This window comes from Xylophilus sp., from assembly GCA_009914555.1.
Classification (GTDB): domain Bacteria; phylum Pseudomonadota; class Gammaproteobacteria; order Burkholderiales; family Burkholderiaceae_C; genus WNDY01.
Window position 1 is genome coordinate 1 of sequence record WNDY01000093.1, and the last position, 10,562, is coordinate 10,562.

12 protein-coding genes are annotated in these 10,562 nt (G+C 70.1%); 6 read left to right on the forward strand and 6 right to left on the reverse strand.

Annotated features, from left to right (window positions below; translation table 11 throughout):
* Positions 1-22: 22 nt before the first annotated feature.
* Positions 23-583 (forward strand): hypothetical protein, encoded by a 561-nt coding sequence (locus tag GAK38_RS22385; protein WP_443089263.1) that lies wholly within the window; start codon positions 23-25, stop codon positions 581-583.
* 43 nt (positions 584-626) lie between these two features.
* Here GAK38_RS22385 and GAK38_RS22390 read toward each other — a convergent pair whose 3' ends face one another.
* Together GAK38_RS22390 and GAK38_RS22395 are read right to left on the reverse strand one after the other, a co-directional pair.
* On the reverse strand, positions 627-977 hold the full coding sequence (locus GAK38_RS22390; RefSeq protein WP_325347119.1) for a winged helix-turn-helix domain-containing protein: 351 nt from the start codon (positions 975-977) through the stop codon (positions 627-629).
* Positions 974-1,948: a thymidylate synthase gene (locus tag GAK38_RS22395; RefSeq protein ID WP_325347120.1), complete on the reverse strand. Its 975-nt coding sequence runs from the start codon at positions 1,946-1,948 to the stop codon at positions 974-976. Before GAK38_RS22395 ends, GAK38_RS22390 begins: the two co-directional genes overlap by 4 nt.
* Positions 1,949-2,393: 445 nt before the next feature.
* Between GAK38_RS22395 and GAK38_RS22400 the strand changes: the two genes are divergently transcribed.
* Both GAK38_RS22400 and GAK38_RS22405 read left to right on the forward strand, forming a co-directional pair.
* Positions 2,394-3,062, forward strand: coding sequence for a hypothetical protein (locus tag GAK38_RS22400; protein WP_325347121.1), 669 nt, complete (start codon positions 2,394-2,396; stop codon positions 3,060-3,062).
* A 30-nt stretch (positions 3,063-3,092) separates the two neighbouring features.
* Positions 3,093-3,614, forward strand: a complete 522-nt coding sequence (locus tag GAK38_RS22405; RefSeq protein WP_325347122.1) for a Fur family transcriptional regulator — start codon at positions 3,093-3,095, stop codon at positions 3,612-3,614.
* A gap of 41 nt (positions 3,615-3,655) precedes the next feature.
* Here GAK38_RS22405 and GAK38_RS22410 read toward each other — a convergent pair whose 3' ends face one another.
* Positions 3,656-4,648, reverse strand: a complete 993-nt coding sequence (locus GAK38_RS22410; RefSeq protein ID WP_325347123.1) for a Bug family tripartite tricarboxylate transporter substrate binding protein — start codon at positions 4,646-4,648, stop codon at positions 3,656-3,658.
* Between the two features lie 119 nt (positions 4,649-4,767).
* Positions 4,768-5,952 carry an alpha-hydroxy acid oxidase gene (locus GAK38_RS22415; RefSeq protein WP_325347124.1) on the reverse strand — a complete coding sequence of 395 codons (1,185 nt, stop codon included), beginning with the start codon at positions 5,950-5,952 and terminating at the stop codon, positions 4,768-4,770.
* 146 nt (positions 5,953-6,098) lie between these two features.
* Between GAK38_RS22415 and GAK38_RS22420 the strand changes: the two genes are divergently transcribed.
* Entirely contained in the window at positions 6,099-6,998 is a 900-nt protein-coding gene (locus tag GAK38_RS22420) for a LysR family transcriptional regulator (protein WP_325347125.1), read from the forward strand.
* On the opposite strand, the gene GAK38_RS22425 is transcribed toward GAK38_RS22420, so the two are convergent.
* Together GAK38_RS22425 and GAK38_RS22430 are read right to left on the reverse strand one after the other, a co-directional pair.
* Positions 6,992-8,431: an FAD-binding oxidoreductase gene (locus tag GAK38_RS22425; protein WP_325347126.1), complete on the reverse strand. Its 1,440-nt coding sequence runs from the start codon at positions 8,429-8,431 to the stop codon at positions 6,992-6,994. The genes GAK38_RS22420 and GAK38_RS22425 overlap by 7 nt on opposite strands.
* An 84-nt stretch (positions 8,432-8,515) precedes the next feature.
* Positions 8,516-8,947: a DUF2069 domain-containing protein gene (locus GAK38_RS22430; protein ID WP_443089264.1), complete on the reverse strand. Its 432-nt coding sequence runs from the start codon at positions 8,945-8,947 to the stop codon at positions 8,516-8,518.
* 27 nt (positions 8,948-8,974) lie between these two features.
* Between GAK38_RS22430 and GAK38_RS22435 the strand changes: the two genes are divergently transcribed.
* Both GAK38_RS22435 and GAK38_RS22440 read left to right on the forward strand, forming a co-directional pair.
* A complete protein-coding gene (locus GAK38_RS22435) occupies positions 8,975-10,234 on the forward strand; it encodes a YihY family inner membrane protein (protein ID WP_325347128.1) in 1,260 nt (419 codons plus the stop codon).
* 69 nt (positions 10,235-10,303) lie between these two features.
* On the forward strand, positions 10,304-10,562 hold a 259-nt coding region (locus GAK38_RS22440; protein WP_296799339.1), incomplete at its 3' end, for a transposase.

Genomic DNA, 10,562 nt, shown 5'->3' on the forward strand with positions numbered 1-10,562 from the left:
TGAGGGGCTGAGCCATGGGTCCATGGGCCAACCGGGGGGGCCTCCGGCGGCCTGGCAGGGGCCTGATAGATCAACAGCCAGAAACCAGTTCACCAACCGCCTCACACACAGAAATACTGACAGCCCCATGGAGAACACGCCATACGGTGCGATGCGCGAGCGCTTCCTCTCCCCGCTGGGCATCCCCTGCCAAGCGCCGCCTTTCGGCACGCTCTCGGCGGTGGATCTCAAGACCCGCAAGCTGGTCTGGCAGGTGCCCGTGGGCACGGTCAGGGACACCGGACCGCTGAATATTCCGATGCACCTGGGCATCCCCGTCGGCATGCCGACCCTGGGGCCGTCGCTGGCGACGCAGAGCGGCCTGGTGTTCTTCGCCGGCACCCAGGACTTCTACCTGCGCGCCTTCGACAGCCGCACCGGCAAGGAAGTGTGGAAGTCGCGGCTGCCGGTCGGCAGCCAGTCCGGCCCGATGACCTATGTCTCGCCGAAGACCGGCAGGCAGTACGTCGTGATCAATGCCGGCGGGGCGCGCCAGTCGCCGCAGCGCGGCGACTATGTGATCGCCTACGCACTGCCGCGCTGACGGCCACCGCCGCGGCACCCGTGCCGGGGCAGGCCGGCCCGCATCATGGCGCGAGCAGGCTGTTCAGCGCGGCGATGTCCCGTGCCGCCGCCGTGCGCGCGGTGTGCTCGACGGCCCGGTAGTGCCGCACGACGGCCTCGCCGGTGGCGGTGAGCGAGGTGCCGCCGCCGCCGCTGCCACCTGCGGCGGCTGCCACCGCCGGGCTGGCCAGCGCGCGGTTCATCTCGTCGACCAGCAGCCAGGCCCGCCGGTACGACATGCCGAAGCGCCGGGCCGCGGCCGAGATAGACCCGGTCTCGGCGATCGCTTCGAGCAGCGCGACCTTGCCGGGGCCAATGGCGATCGCATCGCCGCGGTAGATGCGCAGGCGGAACTGGACCTTGGCGACCGTCATACGGCCATCGGGGCGGTCAGCGGTGGGTGGTGGCGATAGTTTTCGAGCACGAAGTCGCCCGGCTCGACCTTCTCCAGCCACACGGGTTCGTAGCGGCCGGTGGCCGCATAGTCCGGGATGCGGTCGGACAGCACCAGCCGCGGCGCCGGCAACGGCTCGCGCGCGAGCTGCTCGCGCAGCATCGGCACATGGGTCTCGTAGATGTGGGCGTCGCCCACGAAGTAGCTGAACCAGCGCGGCGCGTAGCCGGTCAGCCGGCCGACCAGGTGCAGCAGCGCGGCGCCCTCGGCCAGGTTGAACGGCGTGCCCAGGCCCAGGTCGTTGCTGCGGATGTAGAGCACCAAGCTGATCTCGCGCTTCGCCGCATTCGGCAGGAACTGGTAGAGCAGGTGGCAGGGCGGCAGCGCCATCTCCTCGATCTGCGCCCAGTTCCAGCCGTGGAACAGGATGCGCCGGTCGGCCGGGTTGCTGACGATGGTGTCCAGGCACTGGCGCAGCTGGTCGATCGCCTTGTAGAGCAGCACGCTCGGGCGCCCGGCGTCATCGTCGAAGGCCGCGACCTGCCGGTAGCCGCGATCGACGGCATCGGCGATCTGCGCTGCGGCGCCCGCATCCAGCAGCTTGTAGGCCGGCCAAGCGCGCCATTGGGCGCCGTAGACCGGGCCAAGGTCGTCCGTGCCCGCGCGGTAGGGGTTGACCAGCCACTGGGCATTCTCGTTGGCATTCTGGTCCCAGACCTTGGAGCCCAGCGCGCGGAAGTCGGCTGCGCTGCGCGCCCCGCGCAGGAAGCCGACCAGTTCCCCGATGGCCGACTTGAACGCCAGCCGCTTGGTCGTCACGGCCGGAAAGCCTTGCTGGAGGTCGAAGCGCAGCGCTGCGCCTGGCAGGCTGAGCGTGCGCACGCCGGTCCGGTTCTCCTGCCATGAACCGTGGTCGAGGATCTGGCGGGCAAGGTCGAGGTACTGGTGCATGGGATGGCGCGAAAGACCCGGAGGGGGGAGCGCCATTGTCCCAAAGATCGGCAGCGCCTTCGCCAGGGCAGGATGCACGTCCGCGCGCGCCGCGGAATGCCCTGGATCTGACAAAGGTTGTCACATTTCCACGACAGATTTGAGAAAGTCTGCGCGATTCGATCGAAATGAGAAGATGTCTCTTTGTCATTGATGTGCAAGGACATTTGCGGCGTCGACCGGAGGATCCGCTCGCGCCACGTCGGTCATTCACAAATTAATACAATTTTTTTGGCCAAAAAGGTGTCTTTTTTTCTGTCTCGTTCGTCATACAAGTGAGAGCTCTCCGCAAGATGCCGCGGCGGGCATCCGCTGGTTGAGCCGGCGCCTTCGCTGCTGGCCGGCCTTCCTTCTTCCCGTTCCCCGCAGGCCATCGCGCCTGCGACGCCATACCTCCAGGAGTCCCATGCGTCTTTCTTCCCTGCTGTCCCGAGCCCTGTACCATTCGTTCAGCGCTGCCGTGGTGGCCGCCGCCGGCCTGGTGCTGCCAGCCGCGGCGGCCGACTACGTCTGGCTGTCGCGCGACGGCGCCCGGGCAGTGGCTCAGGCCGGCTCGCTCGATGCGGCACAGAACAACCGCGCTGCTGCGCCGGCGCCGCAGCTCGAAGCGGCCCGCGCGTTCCTGGTGGACGGCAAGGACCTGCCGGTCATGGCCGACGGCGGGGCCTGGTATGCCGCGGCCGCCCCCCGGTCCGACGGCGATCTGCGCTTCACAGCCCGTGCTGTGGGTGAGCAGGGCGCGCTGCTGCTCTACCAGGCCCGCTACGGCCGCGCGGAGACCAAGCCGGCCAACGACCTCGAACTCGTGCCGACGGAAGCCGGCGGCAACACCTTCCGCCTGTTCTTCAAGGGCCGCCCGGTGGCTGCGTCGCAGGTCAACGTGGCGACCAGCGAGGGCTGGCGCCGCGTGTTGCGCCCGGATGCCGACGGCGCCGTCACGCTGGCTACACCGTTTTCCGGCCTCTACGTGCTGGAGGTGACCGCGCGCGTCAACGGCGCGGCCACCATCGACGGCAAGCAATACGAAGACGTGCGCCACGTGGCCACGCTGAGCTTCGATGTCCCGGCGCGCTAAAGGCACCTTCATCCGTTTTCCACCGCACCGATGCAGACCTTGCCGTCCACCCGCCCGCAGCCGGCCTTCCGGCCTTCTTCCGTGCCGTCGCCAAACCCGGGCCGAGCGCTGTCGCAGATGCTGACGCAGGCGCGGCTGCGCCCCACCGCCGCCCGGCTGGCCATCCTCGGGCTGTTCCTGCGCCTGCCCACGTTGCGGCTCGGCGCCGACGACATGTACACCCGCCTGATGGAGCAGGGCAACGGCACCAGCCGCGCCACGGTGTACCGCGTGCTGCGCGAGCTGGAATCGGCCCGCCTGCTGGAGCGCGAATGGGTGGACGAAGGCCGAGCCCTCTACGGCCTGCGCACGGCCGAGCCGGACGGACGCTCGTTCGCGCTGGTCTGCAAGCGCAGCCACCGGCAGTTCAGCTTCAGCGATGCCACACTGCGCGAGCGGCTGGCCGCGGCCATGCAGTCGCTCGGGCTAGCGCTCGGCGACGACGAGCCGATCACCATCCACGTGAGCGTGGCTGGCGGTAGCGCCGCGGCCGCCGCGCCGGCCGGCCGCTGACCGGCGGCCTTGGGCGGCGCGGCGCGGGCCGCTGCGCGTCGTCATTCGGCCTTGATCCCGGCCTTCTTCACCACGGCCGCCCACTTGGCGACCTCGGCCTTTTGGAAGCGGGCGAGTTCGTCCGGGCTGGCCCCCGAGACGTCCAGGCCGAGCGCCTGCAGGCGCTCGCGGCTGGCAGGCTCCGTCAGCGCCGCGTGCAGGGCCTGGTAGAGCCGCTCCACGACCGGCCGGGGCGTTCCGGCCGGCGCAAACGTGGCTTGCCAGGACACCACCTCGTAGCCATCGACGCCCAACTGCGACAGCGGCCGCACGCCCGGCAGGATGGACGACGGCTGGCTTGACGTGACCGCCAGCGCCGCAAGGCGGCCGGACTCGATGAAGGGCTGGGCCGAGGTGATGTTGTCGAACAGCAGGTCGATCTCGCCGCCGAGCAGCGCCTGCAGCGACGGGGCGCTGCCCTTGTAGGGCACGTGCAGAAGCTTCAGCCCGGTCGTCGTGGCGAACAGCTCGCCCGCCAAGTGCTGCGAGGAGCCCACGCCGGACGAACCGAAGGTGAGCGGCGCGGAGCGCTGCCGGGCCAGAGCCCGCAGGGAATCCACCGAGGTGATCACGCCGCCGGCCTTGACCACCAGGACGTTGGGCAGCGTCCCGGTCAGGATGAGCGGCTGGAAGGACGCCACCGGGTCGTAGCCGATTGAGGGATAGATGCGCGCGTTGATGGCGTGCGAGCTGATGGTCCCGCCCACGAGCGTGTAGCCGTCGGGCTTGGCGCGCGCGGCGACCGCGGAGCCCAGGCTGCCGCCGGTGCCGGGCCTGTTGTCGATCACGATGGGCACGCCCAGGGACTTGCCGGCCGCCTGCGCGTACAGGCGCCCGATCAGGTCGGTGGCGCCGCCCGGCGAGAAGGGCACGATGTAGGTGATGGGCCGGCTGGGCCACGGGGCTTCGGCGCGGGCGGCGGTCAGGGGCACCGCGCCGAGCAGCGGAAGCGCCGCCGCGCTGCGCAGGAAGGATCGCTTGGTCAGGGTTGGCATGGCATCGTCTCCGGTGGGTGGGGCCGGCGCTGCGGTGGCGTTGCCGGTTCCGCCGCGCCGGCTGTTCGGAATGGCGGCCTGGACGGCAGGCCGTGGACCGGTGGGGGCAGAGGGGTCAGTCAGGCCGGCGGGGACGGCCGGAAGCTGTCGATGTGGCGCACGAAGCTGGCGTCGAGCTCGTCGAGCCGGTTGATGCCGAGCAGGGCCATGTTGCGGTGCACCTCGTCGCGCAGCAGCGCGATGGCGTGGGCCACGCCGGCCGCGCCGCCGACCGCGGCGGCATAGTTGAAGGGCCGGCCCGCGAACACGCAGCGCGCGCCCAGGGCCAGCGCCTTGAGCACGTCGCTGCCGCGGCGGATGCCGCCGTCCATCATCACGGCTAGGTCCGGCACGGCGCGGCAGATCTCGGGCAGCACGCGCAGGGGCGCCACGGCGCCGTCGACCTGGCGGCCGCCGTGGTTGGAGACGATGATGCCGTCCACGCCGGCGTCCCGGGCGATCAGGGCGTCCTGCCAGCGCAGCACGCCCTTGACGACGAGCGGACCCTTCCAGGCATCGCGCACCTGCCGCAGATGGCTCCAGGCCAAGTGGTCGCGCGCGACGAAGTCGCGCTGGACCGAGGCCGAAAGGATGGGCGCGCCGCGCTCGGCGCGCCAGTTCTCGAAGTGCGGCATACCGTGGCGCAGCAGGGTCCGGCCGAAGGTACCCAGCAGCCACCGTGGATGGCTGACGCCCTGCCATGCCAGCTGCAGGCTGGGCCTGAGCGGCGAGCTGAAGCCGTTGCGCGCGTAGTTCTCGGGGTTGACGGTCACGGGCAGGTCCACCGTGAGAACCAGGGTCGCGAACCCGGACCGGCGGATGCGCTCGACGAGCGCCTCCACCCGCGCCGCGTCGCCGGGCAGGTAGGCCTGGAACCAGGTGCCCGGCGCCGCTTGCGCGACCTCCTCCATCGGGATCAGCGAGGCGCCGCTGAGCACGGCCGGGATCCCGGCGTCCGCCGCGGCGCGCGTCAGCAGCAGGTCGCCGCGGTAGGCGTACAGCGCGCCCAGGCCCACCGGCGAGATGCCGAACGGCGACGCATGGCGCTGCCCGAACAGCTCGATCGCCTGGCTGCGCCGGGCCACGCCTTCCAGCATACGCGGCACCAGGGCGTAGTCGTCGAACGCATCCCGGTTGCCCCGCAGCGAGCGTTCGTCGTCGGCGCCGTTGTGGATGTAGCTGAAGAGCGGCCGCGGAAGGATCCGCCGGGCGCGGGGCTCGAAATCGCGCAGTGCGTGGACGTGCCTGAGGCTGGATGGGGGCATGAACGAAGGAAAGAGAGTCGCCAGGGAAATCACGGGAGGAGCCCGCGCATCCTAGGACCGGCCGATCAGGAAAAATAGCGAATAAATCGAGACTGCCATGTTCGATTTACTTCATCATCTGATGCCAGGACCACGGGAGACGCCCCATGACGCTCAAGCAGTTTGAAGCCTTCTACTGGGCCGCCACGTGCGCCAGCTTCGCCGTGGCCGCCGAGCGGCTGCACCTGTCTGTGTCGAGCCTGTCCAAGCGGATCGCGGAGCTGGAGTCCTCGCTGGGTCAGCCCCTGTTCGACCGGCGCAGCTACCGCGCCGGCCTGACGGCCGCGGGCAGCGCGCTGCTGCCGCGGGCGCAGGACCTGCTGGAGCGCGCCGAGGCGATGCACCACGTGCTCCTCGGCGACGCGCACCTACAGGGGCGCCTGCGCTTCGGCGTGGGCGAACTCGCCTCGCAGACTTGGCTGCCGGGGATGATGGCGACCGCCGCGCAGCGTCATCCCTGTCTGCATCTGGAGCCCGTGGTGGACACCGGTGCGCAGATGGAGCAGCGGCTCGAGGACGGCGAGCTCGACTTCGCCGTCGTGGCGGGCTCCTCGCCGCGCGACGCGCTGCTGTCGCGCTTCATCGGCCATGCCGGCTTCGACTGGGTGGCCGCGCCCGGCATGGAGGAGGTGGCCGAGCCGTCCGGGGCGCTCGCGGCTTGGCCGCTGGTCACGATGCCCCAGGGCGCGGGGACGCACCGCATGCTCGACGAATGGCTGGCGCGCACGGGCCACGTCGTGCGCCGCCGCGTCACCTGCAACACCTGGGGCGCGGTCGCCGGCCTGCTGGCCGAGGGCCTGGGCGTCGGCTTTCTGCCGCAGGGCTGGGCCCGGCCGCTGCTGGCGCGCGGCAGCCTGCGGGCCCTGGCGGACTGGCCGGCCCTGAGCCCGCTGAACTACGCGTTCCAGGTACGCCGCGACGACGGGCGGGCCGTGCTGGCGTCCGTCCGGGGCCTGCTCGCGCAGACGGTGGACTTCGCCCTGCCCATCCGTTTCCTCTCTCAGTGATCCGCGGCGGCTTCCAGGCTCACCACCCGGCCCGGGTTCAGGAGGTTGCGCGGGTCCAGGGCCCGCTTGACGCTGCACATGAGCTCCAGCGCGACCGGCGACTTGTAGTGCGGCAGCTCGCCGACCTTGAGCGAGCCCACGCCGTGCTCGGCCGAGATCGAGCCACCGAAGCGCAGGACCGCGTCGTACACCAGCGTGTTCACCCGCGCCTCCTGGTCGCGTAGGAACGCCTTGGCGTCGCCATCGGCCGGCGCCTGCACGTTGTAGTGCAGGTTGCCGTCGCCCAGGTGGCCGAAGTTGACAAGCCGCACGCCCGGGATCTCGCGCCGCAGCAGCGCATCGGCGTATTCCACGTAGGCCGGGATGCTGGCGATCGGGATCGAGATGTCGTGCTTGATGTTCAGGCCCTCCTCGGCCTGCGCGAGCGAGATGCTTTCGCGCACGTGCCAGAGCTGGTTGGCCTGCGCCAGGTTCTCGGCCACGACGGCGTCGAGCACGTGGCCGGCCTCGAAGCCGGCCTCCAGCACCGCCTCGAAGCGGCTGCGGGCATGCGCTTCGGACTCGCTGTCGGAGTTTTCCAGCAGCACGCAGTAGGGCGCATCCTCCTGGCCCAGGAAGGGTACGCGCATGTGCGGGTAGTGCTTGCCGACCAGGCTCAGCGCGAACTGACCCATCACCTCGAATCCGGTCAGCCCGGCGCCCAGGTGGCGGTGCGCCAGGCCCAGCAGGTCCACCGCCGCCTGCAGCGACGGCACCGCGGCCCAGGCCGTCAGGCGCGCGGCCGGTTGCGGGTAGAGCTTGAGCGTCGCCGCGGTGATGATGCCCAGCGTGCCTTCGCTGCCGACGAACAGGTCGCGCAGGTCGTAGCCGGTGTTGTCCTTGCGCAGGCCGGCCAAGCCGTCCCAGACCTCGCCCTGGGCGGTGACCACCTCTAGGCCCAGGCACAGTGCGCGGCTGTTGCCGTAGCGCACGACCTGCGTGCCGCCAGCGTTGGTCGACAGGTTGCCGCCGATGGTGCAACTGCCCTCGGCGCCCAGGCTCAGCGGAAACAGGAAGCCGGCCTTCTCCGCCGCCTGCTGCAAGGCCTGCAGCACCAGGCCGGCCTCGACCGTGATGGTCAGGTTGGCCGCGTCGATGGCACGCACGGCATTGAGCCGCGTGAGGCTCAGGACGACCTGGGTGCCGGATTCGTCGGGCGTCGATCCCACCACCAGGCCGGTATTGCCGCCCTGCGGCACGATCGACGTGCCTGCGCCGGCGCAGGCACGCACCACCGCAGCCACTTCGGCGGTGCTGCCCGGGCGGACCACGGCCAGCGCACGGCCGCGCACGCGGCGGCGCCAGTCCTGCTCCCAGGCGGTGAGGTCGCCGTCCGTCAGCACATGGGTGTCTCCGACGATGGTGCGCAGTTGGTCGATCAGGGCAGTGGACATAGAGTTTTCCGGCAGGGAATGAAAATACACGCGTAGGTATGATTCCATAGCGGGCGCCGATCGCTCACTACAGGGGCATACCCCTCAGGACGAAGGTATGTGCTGGCGCGCGGCCTGCAGGCGCAGCCGCACATGCAGCGCGCAGGCGGCGAACAGCGCCAGGCACAGCGCGATCTCCGCCAGCGCGAGCCAGCGGCCGGGTGCCGGGTCGCCCCAGGCCCGCACCACGCCTTCGGTGAAATACAGCCACACCAGCAGGCTCACCCAGCGGTAGGTGTACATGCGGCGCTTGAGCAGCCCAGCCAGCGGCACCGCCAGCGGCACCGCCTTGAGCGCGAGCCAGGAGCCGCCCGGGCGCACCGGCGCGATCCACAGCTCCCACGCCAGGCAGAGCACGATCAGCCCCAGCAGGCTGCCCACGGCCAGCGTCCGGGTCCGCGCGACAGGAACGGTGGGGCGGGGCAGGGCCGGCACCGCGGCCAGCGGCGGCACGGCAAGCCGGTCGGGGGAGGGCATCGTCATGGCGATGGCATGATACCTGCCATGCCTGCGCTCCTTTCGGCCCTGTCGCGGCGCCTGCGAGTCCTGGCCCGCGATCTTTCGCGCTTCCCGTGGCGCAGCACCGCAGTCACGCTGCGCGAACGCTTCCGCGAAGACCGGCTTGGCCTTACCGCCGGCAGCCTCACCTGCACCACCATGCTTGCACTGGTGCCGTTCTTCACCGTCGCGCTGGCGGTGTTCACCGCCTTTCCGATGTTCCACCAAGTGCAACTGGTGCTGCAGCGCTGGCTGGTCGACAGCCTGGTGCCGGACAGCATCTCGCGCCAGGTGCTGGGCTACCTGACCCAGTTCGCCAGCAAGGCCAGCCGGCTCGGCGTGGCCGGGCTGTCGGTGCTGCTGGCGACGGCCCTGGCGCTGGTGCTGACGATCGACCGAACGCTCAACGGCATCTGGCGCGTGCCCCGGCCCCGGCCGCTGGGCCAGCGGGTATTGGTGTACTGGGCGGTCATCACGCTGGGACCGCTGGTGTTGGGCCTGAGCCTGCTGCTCACTTCCTATGTGATCAGCGCCTCGCGCGGCTTGGTCGGCACCTTGCCGGGAGGTATCCGCCTGCTGCTCGATTCGATCGAGGTCTTCCTGCTCGCCGGTGGCATGGCAGGGCTCTATCACTATGTGCCGAACACGGCGGTACGCTGGACACATGCCTGGGTCGGCGGACTGTTCGTCGCCGCCTGCATGGAACTGGCCAAGAGGATCCTGGCGGCCTACCTCGACGCGGTTCCGACCTATTCCGTCGTCTATGGTGCATTTGCCGCGCTTCCGACCCTGCTGGTCTGGATCTACGTGGCCTGGGTCATCGTGCTGTTGGGTGCGGTCATCGTCGCCTATCTGCCCAGCCTGCTCGACGGCGGCGTGGCCCGCCATGCGACGGGGCCGGGCTGGCCGTTCCAGTTGGCGCTTGAATCGGTGCAGCAACTGGAGGCCGCCAAGGCTCGTTCCCGGCATGGACTGACGGTGGCTGAACTGTCGAGCACGCTGGGGGCCGAGGCCTTGCAGGTCGCCCAGGCGCTGGATGCCATGGTGGCGCTGGACTGGATCGGACGGCTGGTCGGCGACGAGGGCGATGACGCTCTGCCGCGGTACGTGCTGCTGGCGGATCCGGACGCGACGCCGCTGGCGCCCCTGATGCACCGCCTGCTGCTGGCACCGGATGGTCATGCGGCCGCGCTCTGGGCGCATGAGCGCTGGGGCGGATTGAGGCTGCGGGAGGCGCTCAATCCTGCTGCTGTCACGTTTTCGTAAAAAACTGATCTTGCCCCCGTTTCACGGACACCCCTATAAGCGATTAACTATCGCAATAGGAGGTGGACGATGACCAAGAGCAAGGCAGGCAGAAAGGGGCAGGAGTTCAGCCTGGAGTTCAGGCAGCAGGCACTGTTGCGAGCGGCCACAGAAGGGGTAACCACGGTGGCTCGTGATCTGGGGTTGCAGCCTGCCCAGCTGTACAGTTGGCGCGCCCAGGCGCGGCGGCACGACCAGGACGATCAGGCACAACGCTTGGAGTTGGCCGAACATGCACGGCTCAAACGTGAAGTGGCGCGGCTGGAGGAGGAGAACGCTTTCCTAAAAA